At 61.7% G+C, this 26,284-nt stretch carries 25 protein-coding genes; 14 read left to right on the forward strand and 11 right to left on the reverse strand.

From position 1 onward, the window contains the following. Window positions 1–107: 107 nt before the first annotated feature. From C8K58_RS29965 to C8K58_RS29975, 3 genes are all read right to left on the reverse strand, one after another. A complete protein-coding gene (locus C8K58_RS29965) occupies window positions 108–2,006 on the reverse strand; it encodes a PhoX family phosphatase (RefSeq protein ID WP_108574819.1) in 1,899 nt (632 codons plus the stop codon). Between the two features lie 79 nt (window positions 2,007–2,085). Beyond that, window positions 2,086–2,850, reverse strand: a complete 765-nt coding sequence (locus tag C8K58_RS29970) for a TOBE domain-containing protein (protein WP_108574820.1) — start codon at window positions 2,848–2,850, stop codon at window positions 2,086–2,088. Window positions 2,851–2,902: 52 nt separating this feature from the next. Continuing rightward, window positions 2,903–3,640, reverse strand: a complete 738-nt coding sequence (locus C8K58_RS29975; protein WP_108574821.1) for a ComF family protein — start codon at window positions 3,638–3,640, stop codon at window positions 2,903–2,905. Between the two features lie 92 nt (window positions 3,641–3,732). Between C8K58_RS29975 and bioB the strand changes: the two genes are divergently transcribed. The 10 genes from bioB (at window position 3,733) to C8K58_RS30030 (ending at window position 15,923) form a co-directional block, all read left to right on the forward strand. Further along, entirely contained in the window at window positions 3,733–4,788 is a 1,056-nt protein-coding gene (bioB, locus tag C8K58_RS29980; protein WP_010207025.1) for a biotin synthase BioB, read from the forward strand. A 46-nt stretch (window positions 4,789–4,834) separates the two neighbouring features. Next, entirely contained in the window at window positions 4,835–6,016 is a 1,182-nt protein-coding gene (gene bioF, locus C8K58_RS29985; protein ID WP_092355534.1) for an 8-amino-7-oxononanoate synthase, read from the forward strand. After that, on the forward strand, window positions 6,009–6,740 hold the full coding sequence (locus C8K58_RS29990) for an alpha/beta fold hydrolase (RefSeq protein WP_098480821.1): 732 nt from the start codon (window positions 6,009–6,011) through the stop codon (window positions 6,738–6,740). Before bioF ends, C8K58_RS29990 begins: the two co-directional genes overlap by 8 nt. After that, on the forward strand, window positions 6,733–7,545 hold the full coding sequence (gene bioC, locus C8K58_RS29995; protein WP_098480822.1) for a malonyl-ACP O-methyltransferase BioC: 813 nt from the start codon (window positions 6,733–6,735) through the stop codon (window positions 7,543–7,545). The genes C8K58_RS29990 and bioC overlap by 8 nt, the downstream gene beginning before the upstream one ends. Further along, window positions 7,542–8,222, forward strand: coding sequence for a dethiobiotin synthase (gene bioD / locus C8K58_RS30000; protein ID WP_108574822.1), 681 nt, complete (start codon window positions 7,542–7,544; stop codon window positions 8,220–8,222). Before bioC ends, bioD begins: the two co-directional genes overlap by 4 nt. A gap of 106 nt (window positions 8,223–8,328) precedes the next feature. Continuing rightward, window positions 8,329–8,610, forward strand: a complete 282-nt coding sequence (locus tag C8K58_RS30005; protein WP_027605946.1) for a hypothetical protein — start codon at window positions 8,329–8,331, stop codon at window positions 8,608–8,610. Window positions 8,611–8,862: 252 nt separating this feature from the next. After that, the gene (locus tag C8K58_RS30015; RefSeq protein WP_027605944.1) at window positions 8,863–10,668 is read left to right on the forward strand and encodes a phenylacyl-CoA dehydrogenase; all 1,806 of its coding nucleotides are present in this window, start codon (window positions 8,863–8,865) and stop codon (window positions 10,666–10,668) included. 204 nt (window positions 10,669–10,872) lie between these two features. After that, window positions 10,873–12,162 carry a diguanylate cyclase gene (locus C8K58_RS30020; protein ID WP_027605943.1) on the forward strand — a complete coding sequence of 430 codons (1,290 nt, stop codon included), beginning with the start codon at window positions 10,873–10,875 and terminating at the stop codon, window positions 12,160–12,162. A gap of 90 nt (window positions 12,163–12,252) precedes the next feature. Beyond that, window positions 12,253–14,022 (forward strand): acyl-CoA dehydrogenase C-terminal domain-containing protein, encoded by a 1,770-nt coding sequence (locus C8K58_RS30025; RefSeq protein ID WP_027605942.1) that lies wholly within the window; start codon window positions 12,253–12,255, stop codon window positions 14,020–14,022. A 122-nt stretch (window positions 14,023–14,144) separates the two neighbouring features. Further along, complete coding sequence (locus C8K58_RS30030; protein WP_098480824.1) at window positions 14,145–15,923, forward strand: acyl-CoA dehydrogenase C-terminal domain-containing protein; 1,779 nt, start codon at window positions 14,145–14,147, stop codon at window positions 15,921–15,923. 240 nt (window positions 15,924–16,163) lie between these two features. Here C8K58_RS30030 and C8K58_RS30035 read toward each other — a convergent pair whose 3' ends face one another. Continuing rightward, entirely contained in the window at window positions 16,164–17,063 is a 900-nt protein-coding gene (locus tag C8K58_RS30035) for a LysR family transcriptional regulator (protein WP_027605940.1), read from the reverse strand. A 209-nt stretch (window positions 17,064–17,272) separates the two neighbouring features. Between C8K58_RS30035 and C8K58_RS30040 the strand changes: the two genes are divergently transcribed. The 4 genes from C8K58_RS30040 (at window position 17,273) to C8K58_RS30055 (ending at window position 19,689) form a co-directional block, all read left to right on the forward strand. Next, window positions 17,273–18,541, forward strand: coding sequence for an aspartate aminotransferase family protein (locus C8K58_RS30040; protein ID WP_108574823.1), 1,269 nt, complete (start codon window positions 17,273–17,275; stop codon window positions 18,539–18,541). 224 nt (window positions 18,542–18,765) lie between these two features. Then, window positions 18,766–19,131 carry a type II toxin-antitoxin system RelE/ParE family toxin gene (locus C8K58_RS30045; RefSeq protein ID WP_065938221.1) on the forward strand — a complete coding sequence of 122 codons (366 nt, stop codon included), beginning with the start codon at window positions 18,766–18,768 and terminating at the stop codon, window positions 19,129–19,131. Then, the gene (locus C8K58_RS30050) at window positions 19,115–19,435 is read left to right on the forward strand and encodes a DNA-binding transcriptional regulator (RefSeq protein WP_027605937.1); all 321 of its coding nucleotides are present in this window, start codon (window positions 19,115–19,117) and stop codon (window positions 19,433–19,435) included. Before C8K58_RS30045 ends, C8K58_RS30050 begins: the two co-directional genes overlap by 17 nt. Window positions 19,436–19,530: 95 nt before the next feature. Further along, complete coding sequence (locus C8K58_RS30055; protein WP_024077743.1) at window positions 19,531–19,689, forward strand: YqaE/Pmp3 family membrane protein; 159 nt, start codon at window positions 19,531–19,533, stop codon at window positions 19,687–19,689. A 5-nt stretch (window positions 19,690–19,694) separates the two neighbouring features. Here C8K58_RS30055 and pqqE read toward each other — a convergent pair whose 3' ends face one another. The 7 genes from pqqE to C8K58_RS30090 form a co-directional block, all read right to left on the reverse strand. Further along, on the reverse strand, window positions 19,695–20,825 hold the full coding sequence (pqqE, locus tag C8K58_RS30060) for a pyrroloquinoline quinone biosynthesis protein PqqE (protein ID WP_051429358.1): 1,131 nt from the start codon (window positions 20,823–20,825) through the stop codon (window positions 19,695–19,697). Next, complete coding sequence (gene pqqD / locus C8K58_RS30065; RefSeq protein ID WP_027605935.1) at window positions 20,818–21,093, reverse strand: pyrroloquinoline quinone biosynthesis peptide chaperone PqqD; 276 nt, start codon at window positions 21,091–21,093, stop codon at window positions 20,818–20,820. Before pqqD ends, pqqE begins: the two co-directional genes overlap by 8 nt. Further along, complete coding sequence (gene pqqC, locus C8K58_RS30070; RefSeq protein ID WP_065938223.1) at window positions 21,090–21,842, reverse strand: pyrroloquinoline-quinone synthase PqqC; 753 nt, start codon at window positions 21,840–21,842, stop codon at window positions 21,090–21,092. The genes pqqD and pqqC overlap by 4 nt, the downstream gene beginning before the upstream one ends. An 11-nt stretch (window positions 21,843–21,853) precedes the next feature. After that, entirely contained in the window at window positions 21,854–22,765 is a 912-nt protein-coding gene (pqqB, locus tag C8K58_RS30075; RefSeq protein ID WP_010207003.1) for a pyrroloquinoline quinone biosynthesis protein PqqB, read from the reverse strand. Window positions 22,766–22,836: 71 nt separating this feature from the next. Further along, on the reverse strand, window positions 22,837–22,911 hold the full coding sequence (pqqA, locus tag C8K58_RS30080) for a pyrroloquinoline quinone precursor peptide PqqA (protein ID WP_003194766.1): 75 nt from the start codon (window positions 22,909–22,911) through the stop codon (window positions 22,837–22,839). Between the two features lie 159 nt (window positions 22,912–23,070). Then, window positions 23,071–25,440: a pyrroloquinoline quinone biosynthesis protein PqqF gene (gene pqqF, locus C8K58_RS30085; RefSeq protein WP_108574824.1), complete on the reverse strand. Its 2,370-nt coding sequence runs from the start codon at window positions 25,438–25,440 to the stop codon at window positions 23,071–23,073. A gap of 48 nt (window positions 25,441–25,488) precedes the next feature. Continuing rightward, window positions 25,489–26,283, reverse strand: coding sequence for a carbon-nitrogen hydrolase family protein (locus C8K58_RS30090; protein WP_108574825.1), 795 nt, complete (start codon window positions 26,281–26,283; stop codon window positions 25,489–25,491). Window position 26,284: the final 1 nt, after the last annotated feature.

Here is a 26,284-nt window from a genome sequence, read left to right on the forward strand (position 1 = left end):
GAGGCTTGGACGAGGTATGACCCGCGTCCAGGCCTCAAATGTGTAAACGATGTCCCCGGTTTCAGATGTAAACGATGTCTACGGTTCTACACCCCGATAGCGGTCTATCAGGCGCCGACAATCCCGCCATCATCCCGCCGAATCGCCATCACCGAGGAGCGCGGCTTGCCATTCGGCAGATGCTCCGGCCAGGTCGAACCCCCGGTTTCACCCGGGTGCTGGATCCCCACAAACAGGGTTTTCTGATCCGGCGAGAAGCTGATGCCCGTCACCTCACAGGCCACCGGCCCGACCATGAAGCGACGGATTTCACCGATGCTCGGGTCGGCGCAGAGCATCTGGTTATTGCCCATGCCCGCGAAGTCGCCGGCGTTGCTGTAGTCGCCATCGGTGAGGATCCACAGGCGCCCGGCCTTGTCGAACCCCAGGCCGTCGGGGCTGTTGAACATGTTCTGTGGGTTGATGTTGGACGAGCCGCCTTTTGGCGTGCCGGCATGCACGCCCGGGTTGCCGGCCACTACAAACAGGTCCCAGCTGAAGTCCGCGGCGCCATGGTCATCGGCGTTGGCCTTCCAGCGCAGGATCTGGCCGTAGACGTTTTTCTCACGCGGGTTGGGCCCGCCCACCGGTTGGCCGTCTTCGCCGCGCTTGGCGTTGTTGGTCAGGGTGCAATAGACCTGCCCGTCGGTAGGGCTGACCACGATCCATTCCGGGCGGTCCATGCGCGTGGCTTTCACCACACTGGCGGCCAGCCGTGCGTGGATCAGCACTTCGGCCTGGCTGGCGAAGCCGGTGCTGGCGTCGATGCCGTTTTTGCCATGGGTCAGCTCGACCCATTGCCCTTTGCCCTTCGGATGATCGGCGTTGCCATCGCCCGCATCGAAGATGGCCACGTACAAGGTGCCGTGGTCGAGCAGGTCTTTGTTGGCCTTGGGGTTCTTGTGGTTGATCTTGTCGCGGCTGACGAACTTGTAGATGAACTCGCCGCGCTCGTCGTCGCCCATGTACACCACGGCGCGGCCGTCACGGGTTTGCGCGAGGGCGGCGTTCTCGTGCTTGAAGCGGCCCAGGGCGGTGCGTTTTGCCGGGGTGGATTGCGGGTCGAACGGATCGATTTCCACGACCCAGCCGTGGCGGTTGAGTTCATTGGGGTTCTTGGCCAGGTCGAAGCGCGGGTCGTGCAGGTGCCAGTTGATCTCTTTGCTGGCGGCCACCACGCCATAGCGTTTCTGCCCGGCATCGAACGCTTGCTGCGGGTTGCTGCTGCCGAAGCAGTCGGTGAAGTTCTCTTCACAGGTCAGGTAAGTGCCCCATGGGGTCTGGCCGTTGGCGCAGTTCTGGAAGGTGCCGAGGGCTTTTTTGCCGGACTTATCGGCGCTGGTTTTCAACCATTCATGGCCGGCGGCGGGGCCGCTCAGGCGGATCGGCGAGTTGCCGTGGATGCGGCGGTTGTAGCGCGAGTCCTGGACGAACTGCCAGGTGTCACCTTTGCGCCGCACTTCGATCACCGACACGCCTTCACTGGCCTGGGCCTTGTGCACGTCTTCGGCCGATTGCGGCGCGCCGCCATGGGCGAAGAGGTAGCGGTAGTTGGTGTATTCGTTGTTGATCGCCATCAGCGCGCGGTTGTCGTCGCCGGGGAAGGCGAACAGGCTCATGCCGTCGTTGTTGTCGCCGAACTGTTGTTCCTGGGCTTTGGCGGTGCCGTTGCCGGACGGGTCGAAGGCCGGCGCGCTCTTGTGCAGTGGCTGGCCCCAGCTGATCAGCACCGAAGCGCTGTAGCCCGGCGGCAGGGTGATGGTGTCGCTGGTGGCCGCGGCGATGCTGGTAAAGCCCAGCAGCGGGCTGGCGGAGGCGGCGTTGACGGCCAGGGCGCTGCGGCTCAGCAGGTTGCCGCCGAGGAACATCGCCGCACCGCACAGGGCGCCGGCACCGATGAAGCGGCGGCGGGTGAGGCCGACCATCTGTTCGAGGTCGGTGGCTTGGTTTTCTTCTAATAGGTTCATGTCAGGCTCCCTGCGGTTTTTGCAAACACCATAAGGAGCGGGCGTGACGAAATTGTTGCAGTTTGAAGCGCCGCCGGGCTTAGACCGGCGTGCCGAGCAGTACATTACTGGGTGCACATTGCACGCGGAGTGTTTGGCCAGCGGCGGCGCCCAGGGCCTCGAGCGCGGCGGGCTGCGCCAAGGCGCATAAAACCTGGCCATTGGGCAGGGCGATGCGCACTTCGCTGGGGCCGTCCTCGGCGGCGAGAATCGCGTCGACGGTTCCGCTCATGCAATTGTGTCCAGGTGTTGCAGGTTTGTCGGGCGCCAGCAATTCCAGCCAGCCGGCCTTGATCAGCGCAACAACTTCCACGCCGACCTCCAGCTCCAGCCGTTGCGTACTGTCATGGGTGATTTGTGCCGCCAGGGTCAGCCCTCCGGCGAGCTGCAAGTGAATCAGGTCGTTGCGGCCAAGCTGTTCAATCGCAATGACCTGGCCATGCAACTGGTTACGGGCGCTGGTGCGCAGCATCAAGCGGCCGAGCAGGTTGAAGTCGCTGGCGGCTTCGTCCGAGCCAAGCACTTCGGCCTGCAACACTTGCAGGCGCTGGTAGAGGCGCAACACCCGTTCACCCTCGGCCGTGAGTTTGGCGCCGCCGCCGCCCTTGCCGCCGACACTGCGTTCGACCAAGGGTTTTTGCGCCAGGTTGTTCAGCTCGTCAATGGCGTCCCAGGCGGCCTTGTAGCTCAAGCCCGCACTTTTGGCGGCGCGAGTGATGGAGCCCTGCTCGGCGATATGCCCCAGCAGGGCGATACGCTGGGGGCGGCGGACAATATGTTGGCTGAGCAGAGTCGGTAGGGACATGGGCATTCGCTGTGGTGGGATGAGCGGACGTTGCGGCCGCGAGGCATGAGAGTCAAGTGCCAGGCTTTGGCGTGCGGGCCAGGCAGTACACGTCTACCTGTCGCGCGCCGGCTTTGATCAATAACCGCGCCAGGCTGTGGGCGGTGGCGCCGGTGGTGAGCACGTCGTCCACCAGCGCCAGGTGGCGTCCGCGCACCTCGGCACCGGGGGCCAGGGCGAAGGCGTTGAGCAGGTTGCGTTTGCGCGTCTTGGCGTCGAGGGCTTGCTGCGCGACGGTTTCATAAGGGCGTAGCAATAGATGTTCATCGTGGGGAAGGTCGAGGTCGGCGCTGAGCCAGCGCGCCAGCATCAGCGCCTGGTTATAGCCCCGTTCACGCAGGCGCCTGCGGGCCATGGGCACCGGCAGCAGCATGTCCGGGCGGGTGAGTGAGTGGTTGTCGAAGCGATGTTGCAGGTAGTGCCCCAGCAAGCGCCCCAGCATATGCCCGAGGGGCCAGCGTGCCTGGTGCTTGAAGCGACTGATCAGGGTGTCTACCGGAAAGCTGTAGGTCCAGGGTGCGATCACGTGTTTAAAGGCGGGCGGTTGTCTCAGGCACTGGCCGCAGACCAGGCCGTCCATCGCCAAAGGCAAGGCGCAGATTTCGCAATGCTCCATCAGCCAGGGCAGCTCGGTTTCGCAGACGTTGCACACACAGTCAGTGGTTTCAGTCGTCTCGTCGCAGATTAAACATTTCTGTATGTTTTTTGACCAGATGTAAACTTCGTGTTTGTAGCTTGGTTGACAGCGCATGAATCTTCCTTAAATATGCCGAGCATCCGTGTCGTGCCTGTGGGTATTGCCCTTCCCGCAGCGTTTGCCAAAGCATAATCAAGGAATCGCCCATGAGCGCCAGCACCACCGCCACCTTGCGTCACGATTGGTCTTTAGCCGAAGTCAAAGCGTTGTTCGTGCAGCCGTTCAATGACCTGTTGTTCCAGGCGCAGACCGTGCACCGCGCGCATTTCGATGCCAACCGTGTACAGGTGTCGACACTGCTGTCGATCAAGACCGGTGCCTGCCCGGAAGATTGCAAATATTGTCCGCAGTCGGGCCACTACAACACGGGCCTGGAAAAAGAAAAGCTGATGGAGGTGCAGAAGGTCCTCGAAGAGGCCGCTCGCGCCAAGGCCATTGGTTCGACCCGTTTCTGCATGGGCGCCGCCTGGAAACACCCGTCGGCCAAAGACATGCCCTATGTGCTGCAGATGGTCAAAGGCGTGAAGGCCATGGGCCTGGAAACCTGCATGACCCTCGGCCGTCTCGACCAGGACCAGACCGAAGCCCTGGCCCAGGCCGGCCTGGATTACTACAACCACAACCTGGATACGTCGCCGGAGTTCTACGGCAGTATCATCACCACCCGTACCTACAGTGAGCGCCTGCAAACCCTGGCCTATGTGCGTGAGTCGGGAATGAAGATCTGCTCCGGCGGCATCCTCGGCATGGGCGAGTCCCTCGACGACCGCGCCAACCTGCTGATCCAGTTGGCCAACCTGCCGGAGCATCCGGAGTCGGTGCCGATTAATATGCTGGTGAAAGTCGCCGGTACACCGTTGGAAAATGCCGAGGACATCGACCCGTTCGATTTCATCCGCATGCTGGCCGTGGCGCGCATCCTGATGCCGCAATCCCATGTGCGCCTGTCGGCGGGGCGCGAAGCCATGAACGAGCAGATGCAGGCCCTGGCGTTCTTTGCCGGTGCCAACTCGATCTTCTACGGCGACAAACTGCTGACCACCGCCAACCCGCAGGCCGACAAGGACATGCAACTGTTCTCGCGCCTGGGCATCCTGCCGGAAGCCCGTGAAGAGCATGCGGATGAAGTGCACCAGGCGGCCATCGAACAGGCGTTGGTGGAGCAGAAGAGCAGCGAGCAGTTCTATAACGCCGTTGTTTGATTCCCACCTGTTTTGACCGAGTTGCACCTGCCACCCCGAGGCCTGCATGTCTTTTGATCTCTCCGCGCGCCTCGCTGCCCGCCGTGCCGAACACCTTTACCGTCAACGCCCGCTGCTCCAGAGCCCCCAAGGCCCGGAGGTGGTGGTTGACGGTCAACCCCTCCTGGCATTCTGCAATAACGATTACCTGGGCCTGGCCAATCACCCGCAAGTGATCGAGGCCTGGCGCGCCGGGGCGTCCCGTTGGGGCGTGGGCGGCGGGGCTTCGCACTTGGTGGTGGGCCATGCCACGCCGCACCATGAGCTGGAGGAGGCGCTGGCCGACTTTACCGGGCGCCCGCGAGCGTTACTGTTTACCACCGGCTACATGGCCAACCTTGGTGCGGTCACGGCGTTGGTGGGGCAGGGCGATACGGTGCTGGAAGACCGGCTCAACCATGCTTCGCTGCTGGATGCCGGCTTGCTGTCCGGTGCGCGTTTCAATCGCTACCTGCACAACGACGCGATCAGCCTGGCCAAGCGCCTGGAGAAAGCCACTGGCAATACGCTGGTGGTCACCGATGGTGTGTTCAGCATGGACGGCGACCTGGCCGACCTGCCGGCACTGGCCCGTGCAGCCAGGGCCAAAGGCGCCTGGTTGATGGTGGATGATGCCCATGGCTTTGGTCCGCTGGGTGCCAATGGCGGCGGGATCGTCGAGCATTTCGGCTTGAGCCAGGACGACGTGCCGGTATTGGTCGGCACCCTGGGCAAAGCGTTCGGCACGGCGGGCGCGTTTGTCGCGGGCAGTGAGGACCTGGTCGAAAGCCTGATCCAGTTTGCCCGGCCATATATCTACACCACCAGCCAACCGCCGGCGCTGGCCTGCGCCACCCTGAAGAGCCTGGAGCTGCTACGCACCGAACATTGGCGGCGCGAGCACCTCGACCGCCTGATTCGTCAGTTTCGCCAGGGCGCCGAGCAGCTTGGCCTGGACTTGATGGACAGCTTTACACCGATCCAGCCGATCCTGATCGGCGACAGTGCCAAGGCCGTGCGCCTGTCGCAGATGCTGCGTGAGCGCGGCCTGATGGTCACGGCGATCCGCCCGCCCACCGTTCCCGCCGGCAGCGCGCGTTTGCGCGTGACCTTGACCGCAGCCCACAGCGAGGCGCAGGTACAGCTATTGTTAAACGCATTGGAAGAGTGTTTCCGCTTGTCTGGTGCCACGGAGCCCGACCATGCGTGATCGACTGATCCTGCTGCCCGGCTGGGGGCTCGGCGTATCGCCGCTGGAGCCTTTGGCCGCCGCCTTGCGTGGCCTGGACGCACACCTGCAGGTGCAGGTCGAGCCATTGCCGGCGCTTGCTTCCAGCGACCTCGATGAATGGCTCGACGAACTCGACGCTACCCTGCCCGACAACGCCTGGCTGGGCGGCTGGTCCTTGGGCGGCATGCTCGCTGCCGAACTGGCGGCGCGGCGCGGCGAGCGTTGCTGCGGGTTGCTGACCCTGGCGAGCAATCCGTGTTTCGTCGCCCACGAGGGCTGGCCCCATGGGATGCCCGCCGAGACCTTCGATGCGTTCCTGGCCGGCTGCCATGCCGATTCCCAAGTCACCCTCAAGCGCTTCGGCCTGTTGTGCGCCAAGGGCGCCGAAGACCCGCGCGGGCTGTCGCGCCTGCTGGTCAGTGGCGCGCCGCATTCAGCGTCCAACGTGTTGATGCCCGGCCTGGAACTGCTGGCCCAACTGGATACCCGCGAAGCCTTGCTGGCTTATCGCGGCCCACAGTTGCACCTGTTCGCCGGCATGGACGGGTTGGTGCCCGCCGAAGCCGCCAGCGACCTGCTGAGGCTGCTGCCGGATGTGGAAATCGGCCTGATTGAACAGGCTGGTCACGCTTTTCTTCTGGAAGACCCCCACGGTGTAGCGGGGGCCATCCAGGCTTTTTTGCATGAGTGCGTCGATGACTGATTTATCCCAGCCCTCCCTCCCGGGCGCCTTGCCGGACAAACGCCAGGTGGCGGCGTCGTTTTCCCGTGCGGCGGCCAGTTACGACAGCGTCGCCGAGTTGCAGCGCGCCGTAGGGCATGGGCTGCTGGCCCGGCTGCCATCAGCGTGTGCGCCACGTCACTGGCTGGATATGGGCTGCGGCACGGGTTATTTCAGCCGTGTGCTGGGCGAGTTGTTGCCCGCCAGCCAAGGTGTGGCGCTGGATATTGCCGAGGGCATGCTTAACCATGCGCGGCCTTTGGGTGGCGCACATCATTTTGTCGCGGGCGATGCAGAACGCTTGCCGCTGAAAGCCGAGAGCCTCGAGCTGCTCTTCTCCAGCCTGGCGGTGCAGTGGTGTGCGAACTTCGAGGCGGTGCTCAGCGAGGCCTATCGCGTGCTGCGGCCGGGTGGCGTGCTGGCGTTCGCCAGTTTGTGCGTCGGGACGCTGGATGAGCTGCGCGAAAGCTGGCGGGCGGCGGATGGCCTGGTGCACGTCAATCGCTTCCGCACCTTCGAGGCGTACCAGCACTTGTGCGCGGCCAGCGGTTTGCGCGTGGTCAGCCTGGAGCGGCGTGCCCATGTGCTGCATTACCCGGATGTGCGCAGCCTGACCCATGAGCTCAAGGCGCTGGGGGCGCATAATCTCAACCCAGGCCGCCCGGGAGGGTTGACGGGCCGTGCGCGGATTGTTGCACTGGTAGACGCCTACGAGCAGTTCCGTCAGGCCGAGGGACTGCCGGCCACGTATCAAGTGGTGTACGCCGTCCTGGAGAAGCCCCTATGAGCGCCGCCTATTTCATCACCGGCACCGATACGGATGTCGGCAAGACCACTATCGCCGCCGGCCTGTTGCACGCCGCCCGGCAAGCGGGCAGAAGCACTGCGGCTGGAAAGCCCGTGGCTTCCGGCTGCCAGGTCACGGCCAAGGGCTTGCGCAACGCCGATGCCGTGGCGCTGCTGGCCGAGTGTTCATTGCCGTTGAGTTATGCCGAGGTCAACCCGGTGGCGTTCGAACCCGCCATCGCGCCCCACCTGGCCGCGCGGGAGGCCGGCGTCGCGCTGACGGTGCAGTCGTTGTTGAAACCCATGCAGCAGATTCTGGCGCGTCAGGCGGATTTCACCCTCATCGAAGGCGCAGGCGGTTGGCGGGTGCCGTTGGCTGACCAGGACAACCTGTCGGACCTGGCCATGGCGCTGCAACTGCCGGTGATCCTGGTGGTGGGCGTGCGCCTGGGATGCATCAGCCATGCCTTGCTCACCGCCGAAGCCATCGCCCGGGACGGTTTGCCCTTGGCCGGTTGGGTGGCGAATATCATCGACCCCAAGACCTCTCGTCTGGAAGAAAACCTCGCGACCCTGGCCGAGCGTTTGCCCGCACCATGCCTGGGCCGAGTGCCAAAGCTCAAGCACGCCGGCGCCGAGGCGGTAGCTGAGTACCTGCAACTGGACCTGCTTGACTGATTCTGGCTATCGGCAAGGCATTATGCCATTAGTGTTTTTAACGGGCTTTTTGCCAGTATGTCTGCTTCAATTCAACTTCACGATTCTCTAAAGGCAGGTTGAAGCCATGGACATCTCTGGCAGCAGCGCGTTTTACTCGGGGCTGAGCACCATTCAGGCCGGGCAGAGCCGTGTCGACCAGGCCGCCGGCAGGATTGCCAGCGCCGCGACCACCCAGCCGTCTGACGCACAGAGCGACCGGTTGCAAGCCAATGACCGCGCCCAGCCGACGAATTCGGCGAGCAATATGGTTGAAATGGCCCAAGGCAAGTTTCAAGTGGAGTTGGGCGCCAAGGTCGCCAAGGCTTCAGACGAAATGCTCGGTACCCTGATCGACACCTTCGCTTAACCCCTCTTTCGTACGACCGGCTTCTTCCTGGGGCTGGTCGCCTTTGCGCAATCCTCCATTTTCTTCTGAACACCTTGTGGCATCCCGCCGCAGGCCTCGCCATGCCTGCCATTGACCCGCGTCATGACAAACGGTGTCTGGACGACGCTTGACATCCCCAGGTCGTAAACGTATGTTTCAAACACCTGTTTGACCGCCACAACACATCCACGCGGTTGTTCATTCCAGATACATCAGCAGAGGTTTATCGCTATGCCTGACTACAAGGCCCCCTTGCGTGATATTCGCTTCGTTCGTGACGAACTGCTCGGCTATGAAGCGCACTATCAGAGCCTGCCGGCTTGCCAGGACGCTACCCCGGACATGGTTGACGCCATTCTCGAAGAAGGCGCCAAGTTTTGTGAGCAAGTGCTGGCACCGTTGAACCGCGTGGGTGACATCGAAGGGTGCACCTGGAGTGAGTCTGGCGTTAAAACCCCTGCTGGTTTCAAAGAAGCCTACAAGCAATTCGTCGAAGGCGGCTGGCCAAGCCTGGCCCACGACGTGGAGCACGGTGGCCAAGGCCTGCCGGAATCCCTGGGCCTGGCCGTGAGCGAAATGGTCGGCGAAGCCAACTGGTCATGGGGCATGTACCCGGGCCTGTCCCATGGTGCGATGAACACCATTTCCGAGCATGGCACCCCCGAGCAGCAAGAGGCTTACCTGACCAAGCTGGTATCGGGCGAGTGGACCGGCACCATGTGCCTGACCGAACCACACTGCGGTACCGACCTGGGCATGCTGCGCACCAAGGCCGAGCCTCAGGCTGACGGTTCCTACAAAGTCTCCGGTACCAAGATCTTCATCTCGGCCGGTGAACACGACATGGCCGACAACATCGTCCACATCGTGCTGGCCCGCCTGCCGGACGCACCGGCGGGTACCAAAGGCATCTCGCTGTTCATCGTGCCCAAGTTCCTGCCCAACGCCGACGGCTCGATCGGTGCGCGCAACGCCGTGAGCTGCGGTTCCCTGGAACACAAGATGGGTATCCACGGTAACGCCACCTGTGTGATGAACTTCGACGCGGCTACCGGTTTCCTGATCGGCCCGGCGAACAAAGGCCTGAACTGCATGTTCACCTTTATGAACACCGCTCGCCTGGGCACCGCGCTGCAAGGCCTGGCCCACGCCGAGATCGGCTTCCAGGGCGGCCTGAAATACGCCCGCGATCGCTTGCAGATGCGTTCCCTGACTGGCCCGAAAGCGCCGGAAAAGGCCGCCGACCCGATCATCGTGCACCCTGACGTGCGCCGCATGCTGCTGACCATGAAAGCCTTCGCCGAAGGTAACCGTGCGATGGTGTACTTCACCGCCAAGCAAGTGGACATCGTCAAATACGGCACCGACGACGAGGCCAAGAAACAGGCCGACGGCCTGCTGGCATTCATGACCCCGATTGCCAAGGCGTTCATGACCGAAGTCGGTTTTGAATCCGCCAACCACGGTGTGCAGATCTATGGCGGCCACGGCTTTATCGCCGAGTGGGGCATGGAGCAGAACGTTCGCGACAGCCGTATCTCCATGCTGTATGAAGGCACCACCGGCATCCAGGCACTGGACCTGCTCGGCCGTAAAGTGCTGATGACCCAGGGCGAAGCGCTCAAGGGCTTCACCAAGATCGTGCACAAGTTCTGCCAGGCCAACGAAGGCAACGACGCGGTCAAGGAGTTCGTGGCACCGCTGGCTGCGCTGAACAAAGAGTGGGGCGAGTTGACCATGAAGGTCGGCATGGCCGCGATGAAAGACCGCGAAGAAGTGGGGGCCGCTTCGGTGGATTACCTGATGTACTCCGGTTACGCCTGCCTGGCTTACTTCTGGGCCGACATGGCGCGCCTGGCTGCCGAAAAACTCGCCGCCGGTACCAGCGAAGAAGCGTTCTACACCGCCAAGCTGCAAACCGCGCGCTTCTACTTCCAGCGCATCCTGCCGCGGACCCGTACTCACGTGGCCACCATGCTGTCGGGCGCCAGTAACCTGATGGACATGAAAGAAGAAGACTTCGGCCTGGCTTACTAAGCCTTACCGGGTTCATCTGAAACCGTCGCTTCCCTTGGGAGCGGCGGTTTTTTCATTGGGGGATAAAAAACACAGTGCAGCGCTCAGGGATTTTCTCCGGCTGCCGTTACAGTGATGGCAATGTGATACATGGCGGGCAGGGTGTGCTTAACTGTTCGCATCAAGGCACAGTGCCACTACTTTTTGCGGGTCGGAGTTTTACCCTTGTCACGCGTGTCTGCTTTACGTTTCAGTCACTTTCTTCCTTCGTTGCTGCTGTTGCTGGCCGGGCTCTCGGCTGCGTACGTCAAGGACCTCAGCGTCTTCTTCACCTCGCTGTTCAATGTGTTGCCGACCCTGGTGCTGTTGCTGGGCGGTTCGTACTGCGCGGTTTATCGCCGTCAGCGTGAATTGTTCCTGATGATCACGGTGTACATCGCCTACTTCCTGCTCGATACCCAGACCGATTTCTATCGCGACAATGGCCGCGTGCGCGAAGACGCGGCTGTGGTGTTTCACCTGTGTTGCCTGTTATTGCCGTTGCTGTTCAGCATCTACGCGCTGTGGCAGGAGAAGACCCACCTGTTTCGCGACTTCGTTGCCCGTTGTGCGGTGCTGCTGGCAATCGGCAGTGTGGCGCTGGCCCTGGAGCAAAGTTATCCCCAGGCACTGCTGAACTGGCTGGCGGAGATCCGCTGGCCAGCCCTGCATGGGACCTGGATGAGCCTGATCCAGCTGTCATACCCGATGTTCCTGGTCGGCTTCCTCACTCTGGCGGCGCAATACTGGTACCAGCCGCGTCCGCTGCATGCGGCGCAACTGGTCGGGTTGCTGGGGATGTTCTGGATGTTGCCGCAGACCTTCATCCTGCCGTTCACGCTGAATATCATGTGCAGCCAGGTCATGCTGATGATCGCCGCCGGCGTGGCCCACGAGGCTTATCAAATGGCATTCCGCGATGAACTGACCGGCCTGCCGGGGCGCCGAGCCTTGAACGAACGCATGCAGCGGCTGGGGCGCAATTATGTGCTGGCGATGACCGACGTCGATCACTTCAAGCGCTTCAATGACACCCATGGTCACGATGTGGGCGACCAGGTGCTGCGCCTGGTGGCGAGCAAGCTGTCCAAGGTCAATGGGGGTGGGCGTGCCTACCGCTACGGCGGTGAAGAATTCGCCGTGGTGTTTGCCGGCAAGACCCTGGATGAGTGCATGCCGCACCTGGAGGAAATCCGCGAGATCGTCGCCAACTACGACATCAAGCTGCGCAATTCGGACCGGCCCCAGGATGATCAACAAGGCCGTCAACGCCGGGCGGGCAGCGGCGCGTCGAGTGTGTCGGTGACGGTCAGCATCGGCGTGGCCGAACGCCAGATCGACCAGCGCACGGCGGAAGAAGTGCTCAAGTCCGCCGACCAGGCGCTGTACGCCGCCAAGGGCGCGGGGCGTAACTGTGTGGTTGCGGCCGGGCAGACCCGCCGTGGCGCGGTGCGCATGCAGAGCGCTGCCGGTTGAGTGATGGCGCTGTATTCAGCGGTTCTACAATGATTGTCCGAGGCGCTGGCCGGCAGTAGGTTGAAAGGATCTGCCGCCGGAGACACCGCCATGCCTGAGTACAAAGCTCCCCTGCGCGACATGCGCTTTCTGATCGACAACGTGTTTGATTTCCACGGCCACTACGCTGCCCTGGGCGCCACGGATGCCAGCCCGGACATGGTCAGTGCAATCCTGGAGGAAGGCGCCAAATTCTGCGAGAACGTGCTTTCGCCACTCAACCGCAGTGGTGATGAAGAGGGCTGCCATTTCGACAACGGCGTGGTGACCACGCCCAAGGGCTTCAAGGAAGCCTTCGCCCAGTACGTCGAGGGCGGCTGGCACGGGGTGGCGGCAGACCCGGCCTACGGTGGCCAGGGCCTGCCGCAATCGTTGGGCCTGGTGCTCAGCGAGATGATCGGCTCCAGCAACACCTCGTGGGGCATGTATCCGGGCCTGACCCACGGCGCGATGTCGGCGATCCACGCCCACGGCACCGAAGAGCAGAAGGCCACGTTCCTGAGCAAACTCACCGCAGGCGAATGGACCGGCACCATGTGCCTGACCGAAGCCCATTGCGGCACCGACCTGGGCCTGATCAAGACCCGTGCCGTGCCCCAGGCGGATGGCAGCTACGCGATCACCGGCAGCAAGATCTTCATCTCGGCCGGTGAGCACGACATGAGCGCCAATATCATCCATCTGGTGCTGGCCAAGCTGCCGGACGCGCCGGCGGGCACCAAGGGTATCTCGTTGTTTATCGTGCCCAAGTTCCATGTGGATTCGGCTGAGCGCAATGCGGTGCACTGCGGCTCCATCGAGCACAAGATGGGCATCAAGGCCTCGGCCACGTGCGTGCTCAACTTCGACGGCGCCAAGGGCTTTTTGATTGGCGAGGCGAACAAGGGCCTCAACTGCATGTTCACCATGATGAACCACGCCCGCCTGGGCACCGGCATGCAGGGCCTGTGCAATGGCGAGGCGAGCTTCCAGGGCGCGATCAAGTACGCCAACGACCGCCTGCAGATGCGCGCGCTGACCGGCGCCAAGGCCCCGGAGAAAGCCGCCGACCCGATCATCGTGCATCCCGATGTGCGCCGTATGCTGCTGACCATGAAAGCCTTCAACGAAGGCAACCGCGCACTCACCTATTTCACCGCGCAGTTGCTCGACACCGCGCACCTTTGCAACGACGCCGGCCAGCGCCAGGAGGCCGAAGACCTGTTGGCGTTCCTCACCCCCATCTGCAAAGCCTTTATGACCGACACCGGGCTGGAGGTGACCAACCACGGCATGCAGATATTCGGCGGCCATGGCTACATTCGTGAGTGGGGCATGGAGCAACTGGCACGCGATGCGCGGATTGCACCGATCTACGAAGGCACCAACGGCATCCAGGCCCTCGATCTGTTGGGGCGCAAGGTGCTGGGCAGCCAGGGCAAGCTGCTGCGCGGTTTTACTAAAATAGTGCATAAGTTTTGCGCGGCGAATGCCGAACATGCGCAGCTCAAGGGCTATGTGGTGCAGCTTAATCAACTGAATCAGGAATGGGGCGAGCTGACTACCCAGGTCGGTATGGCCGCGATGAAAAACCCGGATGAGGTGGGCGCAGCGGCGGTGGATTACTTGATGTACAGCGGTTACATCATCCTCGCCTACCTGTGGCTGCGGATGGCCATTGCCGCGCTGGCGCAGGATGACACTGAGTTTGCCAAAGCCAAGCTGGCCACTTGCGACTTTTACTTCAAGCGTCTGCTGCCACGTACCGCAACCCATCGCGCCGCCGTGGAAGCGGGCAGCGAATGCCTGATGAGTCTGCCTGCGGAGTCGTTTGCGTTGTGATGACTTAAAAATACCAATCAGTCACAAGTGGACCCTATGTGTCTGAAAAGTTGTTCGGGTACACTCGGAGCCTGTAAAACCGATCCTATCGAATCACTTTTCACGTTCTCACGAGGTTTGCCATGGCTGATTACAAAGCGCCGCTGCGTGATATGCGCTTCGTCCTCAACGAAGTCTTTGAGGTCGCCACCACTTGGGCCCAATTGCCGGCATTGGCAGACAGCGTTGACGCCGAGACCGTAGAGGCCATCCTCGAAGAAGCCGGCAAGGTCACCGCCAAATCCATCGCCCCGCTCAGCCGCGGTGGCGATGAACAGGGCTGCCGTTGGGATAACACCGCGGTGTTTACTCCGGAGGGTTATCCACAGGCCTACAAGACCTACGCTGAAGGTGGCTGGGTCGGCGTAGGCGGCGACCCCGTGTTTGGCGGCATGGGCATGCCCAAGGCGGTATCGGCCCAGGTCGAGGAGATGATCAACTCGTCAAGCCTGGCGTTCGGCCTGTACCCGATGCTGACCTCCGGCGCCTGCGTGTCGATCAACACCCACGCCAGCGAGGAACTCAAGGCCATCTACCTGCCGAAGATGTATTCCGGCGAGTGGGCCGGCTCCATGTGCCTGACGGAAGCACACGCCGGTACCGACCTGGGGATTATCCGCACCAAGGCCGAGCCGCAGGCAGACGGTTCCTACAGGATCAGCGGAACCAAGATCTTTATCACTGGCGGTGAACACGACCTCACCGAGAACATCATTCACCTGGTACTGGCCAAGTTGCCGGACGCACCGGCCGGTCCGAAGGGGATTTCGCTGTTCCTGGTGCCGAAGTTCATGGTCAACGCCGACGGCAGCCTGGGCGCACGCAACCCGGTGAGCTGCGGCTCCATCGAACACAAGATGGGTATCCAGGCATCCGCCACCTGCGTGATGAACTTCGACGAAGCCGTGGGTTACCTGGTGGGCGAACCCAACCGTGGGTTGGCGGCGATGTTCACCATGATGAACTATGAGCGCCTTGGCGTGGGTATCCAGGGCCTGGCGTCCGGCGAGCGCTCCTACCAGAACGCGATTGAATATGCCCGCGACCGCCTGCAAAGCCGTGCGCCGACCGGTGCCCAGGCCAAAGACAAAGTGGCCGACCCGATCATCGTCCACCCCGACGTGCGCCGTATGCTGTTGACCATGAAAGCCGCCAACGAAGGCGGTCGCGCGTTTTCCACCTATGTGGCGACGCAGCTGGACATCGCCAAGTTCAGTGACGATGCCGCTGCCCGCGAGCGGGCCGATAACCTGGTGGCCTTGTTGACGCCGGTCGCCAAGGCGTTCCTCAGCGACCTGGGCCTGGAAACCACCGTGCTCGGCCAGCAAGTGTTTGGCGGCCACGGTTACATTCGCGAATGGGGCCAGGAGCAACTGGTGCGTGATGTACGCATCACGCAGATCTACGAAGGCACCAACGGCATCCAGGCACTGGATTTGATGGGGCGCAAGATCGTCGGTAGCGGCGGTGCGTTCTACACCTTGTTCGCCGACGAGATTCGCCAGTTCATCGCCTCGGCGGGGCCCGAACTGGCTGAGTTCAGCCAACCGTTGAGCGCAGCGGTGGATAACCTGGACGAATTGACCGCCTGGGTGCTGGATCGCGCCAGGACCAACCCGAACGAGATCGGCGCAGCCTCGGTGGAGTATTTGCATGCATTTGGTTACATGGCCTACGCCTATATGTGGGCACGTATGGCCAAGGCCGCGTTGGGCAAGGAGACTGAGGAAGACTTCTACGCCAGCAAACTGGGCACCGCGCGCTTCTACTTTGCGCGTCTGTTGCCACGTATTCACTCGCTGAGTGCGTCGGTAAAAGCCGGTAGCGAATCCTTGTTTTTGCTGGATGAGGCACTGTTCTAAGGGCTTGGAGGGCGTGTAAGCATTCTCTTACATGACGTACTGCTAATCGTCCTCTATCGCCAAATTGGATCCACGGATAATCTACTTCACATGGACGTCGCGCAGGAAGCGCAAAGCAACAACACGGACACGTAGGATTCTGCCAGGATGGCGGAGTGAAATGGATGTCAGGGAAACAGTCTGCAAAGCCCCGCTTCGGCGGGGTTTTCTTTTGCCCGCGAAAAAGTCAGGCGCCGAATTTCACGGCAGTGCCTGCGGCGCATTCATCACGTCTTCCAGCAAGGTGCGCAGCAGCGCCATGGTTGCCTGCTGGCGCTGTACATCGCGACACACCAAACCTACCTTTAGTGGCACCCTGGGTTCACTCAAGGGCTTCCAGAGCAGCGACTGGCTGTTGTGTTCGTCCTGGGAGCGTCCCGGCAGCACCGTGGCCAATTTGGTGTTAGGCAAGCTGTCGAGAATCCCCACCATGGTATTCAACTCCGCCTGTACCTGCGGCCGGCGTCCGAGGTTGGATAACTGACCCTGCCAGATCTGTCGAACCTGGAACTCTTCCCCCAGCAACAACATCGGCAGTTCGGCGGCCTGTTTCAGCGAGACTTTCTTGAATTCGCGCAGGGGATGGTCCTCGGGGATGACCACCTTCAGCTCATCCTCATACAACAACACGCCGTGCAGCCCCGGCTGGCGTGGCGGCAGATAGCTGATGCCGATGTCCAGCGAGCCGTTAAGCAACCGCCGTTCAATCTCGATCCCGGTCAATTCGTAGATCTGCACCACCAGGTGCGGCTGGGCCTTGCGCACGCGCTCGAGCATTTGCGGGACCAGGCTGGTGTGCACGGTTTGCAGCACGCCGATGGCCAGGGTGCGCATGGCCTGGCCCTTGAAGTTACGCAAGGCTTCGACGGCTTGCTGCATGCCATCGATCAGCGGCAAGGCATGGTTGTACAGCGTATGGGCGGCCAGGGTGGGCAGCAGGCGTTTGCTGCTGCGTTCGAACAGGCTCACATCGAGGTTGCGCTCCAACTGGCGGATCTGTTGTGAGAGCGCCGGCTGGGAGATCGACAGGCGTTCAGCGGCACGGCCCACATGGCCTTCTTCATACACCGCGACGAAATAACGCAGTTGCTTAAAATCCATAAGGCTTACTTATCGAAAAAGCTGGAAAATCGAAATGGCCGGTAGCCCCCGAGGCGCCTAGTCTAGCGCCTATTCGCAGGGCTTACAGGGCCGGATCGGGCAATGAACAGCGTTTATGTTGATGGCGTTTACATAGGCAAGGCAACACACCCGCAGACAGTGATTGCAGGGAAAACCGACCAAGGCCCGGTTGCCACTGGGGGCAAGCTGTGAATCTCTTCAATATGCGTCGCCCCGTGCCCAGCCTGGACGACCTGGTGCTGGAGGCTTCACCCGATACGCTGTCCAGCGAGGCGCTGATGCCCACTGTGGCGAGGCCGCCTCAGGTTTTCGTACGTGGCCAGGGCTCCTGGCTGTGGGACAGCGACGAGCGTGCTTACCTGGATTTCAGCCAGGGCAACGCTGCCAACAGCCTCGGCCACAGCCCGCAGGTCTTGATCAAAGCCCTTGCCGACCAGACCCAGGCCCTGATCAATCCAGGCCTGGGTCTGCATAACCGCGCTCAACTCAATCTTGTCGACCGCCTGTGCCATCGTACCGGCAGCGACCAGGCCTACCTGCTCAACAGTGGCGCAGAGGCCTGCGAAGCGGCGATCAAGCTGGCGCGCAAGTGGGGCCAACTGCATCGCGGCGGGGCCTACCGCATTATCAGCGCGAGCAATGGTTGCCATGGGCGCAGTTTCGCCGCACTGGCGGCGTCGGCCGGCAATCTGGAAAACCGCTTTGAACCGCAATTGCCCGGCTTCAGCCATGTGCCGTTCAACGATCTGCCGGCCCTGCATGCAGCGGTCGATGCACAGACAGTCGCCATCCTGCTGGAGCCGGTCCAGAGCGAAGCCGGTGTGATCCCCGCGACGGAGCATTACCTCAAGGGGGTTGAACGGCTGTGCCGCGAACTGGGGATCCTGCTGATCCTCGACGAAGTACAAACCGGCCTTGGCCGTTGCGGCACCTTGCTTGCCGAACAGCAATACGGCGTGCGAGCCGACATCATCACCCTCGGCAAAGGCCTGGGCGGCGGCGTGCCATTGGCTGCGCTGCTGGCGCGCGGCAACGCCTGTTGCTTCGACGTGGGTGAGCTGGAAGGTACCCATCATGGCAACGCATTGATGGCATCGGCCGGGCTGGCGGTATTCGATACGGTGCTGGAGCATGGCTTCCTGGAACACGTACGTGAATCCGGCCTTTACCTGGGCGAAGGCCTTGCCCGGCTGGCCTACCGCTACGACCAGGGCCAATTGCGCGGCCACGGCCTGATGTGGGGCCTGACGTTGTCGGATGATTCTGCAGATGCAGTGGTAAAAGCCGCCCTGCACGAAGGCCTGATCCTCAACGCCCCGCAACCTGACTGCCTGCGCTTCACCCCGGCGCTTACGGTGAGCAAAAGCAACATCGACGAAATGCTCCTGCGCCTGGCCCGCGCTTTTTCCCGGGTGCGCACCGCCCAGTTGCAATGCCGCAAGGGCATCGCCGTCTGACCCACATTCCTGAACCGTCTCGCGGTATACGCGGCGCCTCCAGCCTGATTTTTTCGGCTGGGGGCGTTTTTTTGCGTGTGAAATTTTTGGATTGAAAGCGTTGATTGATCGCCTGTGAAAACAATGGCTTTTTAGCGTGCGTCGATAAGGACTGTCGACGGAGCACGGGTTGCTCCACTTCTAATCTATACCACTGGGTGGTATGTTTGTGGGAAGGGATATCCATGAGGCTTAGGTTATTTAAAACACGGCAGTTTGCTGATGCGGCCAGCAAGTCCTGGATCTACGATTCGGAGTTGAGGGAGGCATTTGGCCAATTGCTGAGGGGGCAGGCAGATAATCTGGGAGGCGGTGTTTGGAAAAAGCGCCTCAACCAGAATAGGCATCGCTCCATAGTGTTGGCCAAGGGCAGGCAATACTGGGTTTATCAGTTGCTGTTCGCCAAGCAAGACCAAAGCAATATCAGTCAGAAAGATTTGGCTTGGTTTCGGGCGATGGCAAAAGTTTATGAAGGCTTAAACGAAACGCAGATCCAGCAGCTCTTGGATCTCAGGGAGTTTGTGGAGATACATCATGACCAAAAAATATGAAAGTGAAGCGCTGGAGTCCATTCACCAATCCGCCAAAGCGCTTTATGCCATCGGTGCTATTAGTAAAACTACCCTTCGTGAATACGACGAAGCGTGCTTCTCTGCCGTCCCGGAACAAATACCTGCTGAACAGATCAAGCAGCTACGTGAAAGTAGCCATGTCAGCCAACCGGTGTTTGCTCGTTACCTGAATACCAGCGCCTCCACGGTGAAGAAATGGGAATCTGGCGAGAAGCAACCCAGCGGCATGGCGCTCAAACTTCTTAGTATCGTGCAAAAGCATGGGTTAGAAATTCTGGCCTGAAGGATGGCCCGGTGCCAGATCCCACTGAACCCTCACGAACGCCCAAGGTCGATTAGCTACACGGTTCACACGAGCCGATTTTCTGGAGCTGACCCATGGACTTCATTCGTATCATCATCGCCATTCTGCTGCCGCCACTGGGTGTGTTCCTGCAAGTGGGTTTCGCTGGCGCGTTCTGGCTGAATATTCTGCTGACCTTGTGCGGTTACTTCCCAGGCATCATTCACGCCGTGTACATCATCGCCAAGCGCTGAGCCCGTCAGCCTTTTGCGATGAGCCGTGAATTGCGCTCATTGCGAAAGGCCAGTTGCTCGATGGTCTGGGTAGCGTGCTCGGCTTCTTCCCGCGCCTTGAGGATAATGCCGTGCTGCTCGGACTTGCTGCACACCGGGTCGGCATTGCTCGCATCCCCCGTGAGCATGAAGGCCTGGCAACGGCAGCCACCGAAATCCTTTTCCTTTTCATCGCACGAACGACACGGCTCGGGCATCCAGTCGTAGCCGCGAAAGCGGTTGAACCCGAAAGAGTCGTACCAGATGTGCTGCATGCTGTGGTCGCGCACATTGGGAAACTGCACCGGCATCTGTCGGGCGCCGTGGCAGGGCAGGGCGGTGCCGTCTGGCGTCACGGTCAGAAAGATACTGCCCCAGCCGTTCATACAGGCCTTCGGGCGCTCCTCGTAGTAGTCCGGTGTCACGAAGATCAGCTTGCATGGATGGCCTTCGGCTTCGAGCTTGGCACGGTATTCGTTGGTGATGCGTTCGGCACGCACCAGTTGTTCCTTCGTCGGCAATAAACCCACGCGATTGAGCTGCGCCCAGCCATAGAACTGGCAGGTGGCAAGCTCGACAAAATCCGCTTCCAGCGCAATACACAGCTCGATGATACGGTCGATCTTGTCGATATTGTGCCGATGGGTGACGAAGTTCAGCACCATCGGGTAGCCATGCGCCTTCACTGCGCGGGCCATTTCCAGCTTTTGCGCGAAGGCTTTTTTCGAACCCGCCAGCAGGTTGTTCACCTGTTCGTCGCTGGCCTGGAAGCTAATCTGGATATGGTCCAGGCCGGCTTTCTTGAAATCGCTGATCTTCTGCTCGGTCAGGCCGATGCCCGAGGTGATCAGGTTGGTGTAGAACCCCAGCTTGCGCGCCTCGGCGATCAACTCGGCGAGGTCCTGGCGCACCAGCGGCTCACCGCCGGAAAACCCCAGTTGCGCCGCGCCCATCTCGCGGGCCTCGCGAAATACCTTGACCCACTGCTCGGTGCTCAGCTCCTTGCCCTGCTCGGCAAAGTCCAGCGGGTTGGAGCAATACGGGCATTGCAGCGGGCAGCGGTAGGTCAACTCGGCGAGCAACCACAGCGGCAGGCCGATGGCGGGTTTCTCAGGCAAGGGTGATCCAGTGCTCAGCACGGGCGACCTCCATGAATTGCTCGATGTCGTCACCCAGCTCAGGCACGCCGGGGAACTGTTCTTCGAGGGCAGCAATGATCGCCGCCACGTCGCGCTCACCGTCAATCAGGCCACCAATCAGCGCGGCGCTGTCGTTGAGCTTGATCATGCCTTCGGGGTAGAGCAACACATGGCCTTTTTGCGCGGGTTCGTACTGGTAACGGTAGCCCTGGCGCCAGGTCGGTTTTCTGCTGCGATCGAAGCTCATAGGGTGATCCCTTTATGCCACACCCGCTGCTCGGTCACGCTGTGATACGGCGGGCGTTTCAGTTCGTAGGCCATGCTCATGGCATCCAGCATGCTCCACAGGATGTCGAGTTTGAACTGGAGGATTTCCAGCATGCGCTCCTGGCCTTCACGGGTGGTGTAGTGCTGCAAGGTGATTGCCAGCCCATGCTCCACGTCGCGCCGCGCCTGGCCCAGGCGGGTGCGGAAATACTCGTAGCCGGTGGGGTCGATCCACGGGTAGTGCTGCGGCCAGCTGTCGAGGCGCGATTGGTGGATCTGGGGCGCGAACAGCTCGGTGAGGGAGCTGCTGGCGGCTTCCTGCCAGCTGGCGCGGCGCGCAAAGTTGACGTAGGCGTCTACCGCAAAGCGTACGCCGGGCAGCACCAGTTCCTGGGAACGCAACTGGTCGGGGTCGAGGCCGACCGCCTGGCCCAAGCGCAGCCAGGCTTCGATGCCGCCGTCCTCACCGGGTGCGCCATCGTGGTCGAGCAGGCGCTGGATCCATTCGCGACGGATCTCGCGGTCCGGGCAGTTGGCCAGGATCGCCGCATCTTTCAGCGGGATGTTCACCTGGTAATAGAAACGGTTGGCGACCCAGCCCTGGATCTGCTCGCGGGTGGCACGGCCTTCATACATCGCCACATGGTACGGGTGATGAATATGGTAGAAGGCGCCTTTGGCCCGCAAGGCGGCTTCGAACTCGGCGGTGCTCAATGGTGTGTCAGTCATGTCGTCTGCTCCTACAATTCAATGCTCATGCCGTCGTAAGCGACTTCGACATTGCGCCGCACCAGTTCCGCGCGCTCGGGAGAATCTTCATCGAGGATCGGGTTGGTGTTGTTGATGTGGATAAGCACCTTGCGCTGCTTGGGCAACTGCTCCAGCACTTCGAGCATGCCGCCGGGGCCATTTTGCGCGAGGTGGCCCATCTCACGGCCGGTGCGGGTGCCGACGCCACGGCGCTGCATTTCATCGTCGTCCCACATCGTACCGTCCACCAGCAGGCAATCGCTGCCGGCCATGATCTCCAGCAACGGCGCGTCGACTTTGCCCAGGCCCGGGGCGTAGAACAGTTTGCCGCCGGTGCGCAGGTCTTCGACGATCAGGCCGATGTTATCGCCAGGGTGCGGGTCGAAGCGGTGCGGTGAGTAGGGCGGGGCAGCGCTGCGCAGTGGCAGCGGGGTGAAGCGCAGGTTGGGGCAGGCCGGGATGGTGAAGCTGGCATCCAGCTCGATGCGGTTCCAGGCCAGGCCGCCGTTCCAGTGGGTGAGCATGGTGAACAGCGGGAAGCCGGTGCTCAGGTCTTCATGGACCATGTCGGTGCACCACACCTGGTGCGGGCAACCTTCGCGCAGGCTCAACAGGCCGGTGGTGTGGTCGATCTGGCTGTCCATCAGGATGATGGCACTGATGCCGGTGTCGCGCAGTGCGCGGCCGGGCTGCATCGGCGCAAAACCCTGGAGTTGCGCGCGGATATCCGGTGAGGCATTGCACAGTACCCAGTTCACGCCATCGTCGGAAATGGCGATGGACGACTGGGTCCGCGCCTGCGCCCGCAGGCTGCCGTCACGAAAACCTGCGCAGTTCACGCAGTTGCAGTTCCACTGCGGGAAGCCGCCGCCAGCGGCGGAACCTAGAATCTGGACAAACATGGCCGCTCCATCAAGCAAAGCTCAAAACAAAAACGCCCCGGGCGAACCGAGGCGTTGTATTACCCAGCGGCTTAGCGGCTGGCGAAGTACATGGTGACTTCGAAGCCGATGCGCAGATCAGTGTAAGCAGGTTTGGACCAGGTCATATTCTTACTCCTACGAAGGGATGGGACGTTTACTACCAAGTAATACATATAGTCCACCTCCAGTCGGAGATGTTCAGATGTGTGCGTGGGAATGTTACGCAATTCTTCTCAAGTTAGCGCTGTCTTGGTGGAAAAAGCCTGTTGCAGGGTTGGCAATGATCAGCTCGCTGGTTGCCAGCTCTCGTCGACAGGCGGGCCGTTGGCGATGCAGCGCCAGCCGCCGGTCGCATCCTGCAGCTGTTGGGCCGCGTGTTGCAGGTCCTCCCGTGTGCGGGCCTGGATCAGCTGTTGAAGCCGGTACAGGTAATCCGACGGATGGCCCGCCAGGCGCGCGTGCCAAAGCAGTTCGGCGCTTTGGGTGATCGGTAACGTCGCAGCGCAGAACTGCTGTGCCAAGGCGTGATTGCCCACGTCATCGGTGCCGTCGATCAACAACGGTAGGTGTTTCAGGAAGGCTTGCAGGTGATCGACGATACCTGCCAGTGAAACGCTGGGTGATTGCACACCCAACAGCAGGCCGGTTTGCCCGTTGATCTGTCGGACACCGCTGAATACGGCGTAGCCCAACTGCAACTCGACCCTCAGGCGTTGGTAGAACGGCCCTTGGAGCATGTGTCCAAGCAGCCGCCATGAGGCTTCATCGGCCAGGGATTGGCTGGGTGCCGGGCAAAACAGCAGCACGGCGGCTTCGGTTGAGTCAGTTTTAACCGTATGCCACACACGTTGACCGCCGAGGTGTTGAAGAGACGGTTCGAAGTGTGCAGGTTGCCCAGGCAGGCGGGCGGCGGCGGCCTTTATCAACGTTTCACATGCGGCGGGCAGACTCAGCCCCAGGCCGTGCCAGCGGGCAGTGGCCCAGGATCCAGGCTGTTCGCTGGCGTCGGCACGGCCGGTGGCGCAGCACGTGGGCAGGGCCTGGAGCAGTTCCCGGATAGCGATCATGGGCGCAGGTGCCCGGGCAGTTTCCTGCGGCAGGTTCAGGCGCTGCGCCAACGCCTCCAGCACGGCCGGCATCGGCTCGTGCAGCCCGGTCATCTTCACCAGCCAATCATGGCCGGTGGCTTCGAGAGATAATTCGACGCCCGCCTGGCGCGCATGCTCACGCAATGGCTGCAAGGTGTTTTCCAGCCCGGCAGGCGCTGGCGCGTCGAAGCGCCACTGCACGTACAGCGCGCCTTCATCGCCGTCATCCGCCAAGGCCTGGCTGAAGGTCAGCGCCGATACGTCCCTTCGCCCCCGTGAACGATCCTGGGCAAACGTGCGCAAGCCTCGGTGAGCGCTGGTTTGGCCACGGATCAGGCCGGCGCGTTCTTCTTTGACCGTTGGGCGCAGGAACGGGTTGTTCGGCGGCAGTTGCCAACGGTGTTCGGCGGGCGGCAAGTGCAGTGAATCAAGCAGGGCCTTGAGCGCGGCGACGCCCTGTTCACTGAGGTCTTCGCTGTCGTTTCGAGCCAATGCCAGGGCGCCCTGGACCTGTTGTTGGCGAGCGTTCAGCAGGGCGAACTCTTCGCGCAGTGGCGTCCAATCGCTGTGGGCGAAAAAGCTCAGCCAGTCGTGCAGCAGCGCCTCAATGGGTGTGGTCGGTTCGTCCTTGCTGTCGAGTGTAAAGTCGATGTCCAGTACGGCTTGTCCGGCGAAGTGGTACAGCACTGACCCCCGCAGTGCGCTGGCCAAGTGTCGGGTTTTCAACTCGGCGAGCAGCCCGCCCGGCGCAGAGGCATTGAGCCAGGTGCAGAGGAAATCCAGGGCTTCACGGGGCGCGTCACAGGTGATGACGTGGTGCAGGTGGTTGTTGTCGATGTGTTGATAGCGCCGAGCCTGGCCTTGCATCAAGGCCGGTGGTGAGGCCTGCGGATGCAAGGGGCCAGCGATCAGTTGCGCGCTGAAACGCTGCGCCAGGGCTTCCAGCTCATCCAGCGTCTGCGGGCCGGCGAGGCTCAAGGTCATCTGCCCGCTTTGATAGAAATATCCGTGGAATTCCCTGAGTGCCTTTTGAAATTCCTCGCGCTCCACCGGCAGGCTGTCGCGGTTGCCCGCGTGAAAGCCGCGCAGTGGATGATCCGCTGCCAAGCCTTCTAGCAGCGCCACCTGCTGCTGTGCCTTGGCATCCTGGGACCAGGCGACGTACTCGGCGTGCAGCACTTCGCGCTCGCGCAGTTGATCTTCCAGGGTCAGGCGCGGATGGGTCAGCATGTCCGCCAGTCGCTCCAGCCCGTGGGCAAAGACTGAAACCGGGAGTTCAAAGAAGAAGTCCGTGGTGCGTTCGCGGGTGCTTGCATTCACTTGGCCGCCGTGGCGCTGCACGTAGGCCATCAGCCCTTCTCCGGCGGGAAAACGCTCGGTTCCCAGAAACAACAAATGCTCAAGAAAATGCCCCAACCCCGGCCAGGCCAACGGCACGTCGTGGCTACCGGCAGCCACCCGCAGCGCCGCCGCGCAACGTTTTAAGCGCGGTGCATGGCGCAGGGAAACCCGCAGGCCATTGGCCAGGGTCAGGTGAACGGGATAAAGGTGGGCCGGGGCGGGCATGGGCACTTCCAGAACGGGGCAAGTGCCTATGCTAACAAACCCATTCAATCAGGGCTTGTGCAGCGGGCCGTAAAGCTCGGGACGCCGGTCTTGCAGGTAATGGTTGGCGGCGCGGGCGTCGAGGATCGATTGCCGGTCCACTGTCCCGACAATCAAGGCTTCATCCAGGCCCGCCTGGGCGATTCGCTGGCCATCCGGTGCGGCAATGCTGCTTTGCCCGCAGTACTGGATATCGCCTTCGTGCCCGCAGTAATTGGCGTAGGCCACATAGCACTGGTTTTCGAAGGCCCGCGCCCGCACGGTGACATCGGCGACAAAGTCGAACGGCACCATATTGGCGGTGGGCACCAGGATCAGCTCGGCACCGGCCAGGGCCAGGCGTCGGGTGTTCTCCGGGAACTCCAGGTCATAGCAGATCAGGAACCCTAGCTTCCATCCGTTGAGTTCCACCAGCGGGAAATCATCGTCGCCGGCACTGAACATCGAGTGATCCAGATCGCCGAACAGATGGGTCTTGCGGTAGTTGCACAGGCGCTGGCCGTGGGCGTCGATCAACTGCACGGCGTTGTAGATCTGCCCGTCTTCGGCCCGCTCCGGGTAGCCGTACAGAATGGCCCGCCCGGCGTTTTGTGCGATTTCGGCAATGGCTTGCGCAGACTCCCCATCCTGCGCTTCGGCCAATGCACCTACGGCTTCGGCGCCGATGTTGTAACCGGTGAGGAACATCTCCGGTAGCACCAGCACATCGGCATCGGTCGCTTCATGCGCTAGCTGGTGCAGGCGCTTGAGGTTCCCGGCTACATCCAGCGGTAGCGGCGGGCATTGGTACAGGGCGACACGCATG

The sequence above is a fragment of the Pseudomonas sp. GV047 genome (assembly GCF_003058245.1).
Taxonomy (GTDB): domain Bacteria; phylum Pseudomonadota; class Gammaproteobacteria; order Pseudomonadales; family Pseudomonadaceae; genus Aquipseudomonas; species Aquipseudomonas marginalis.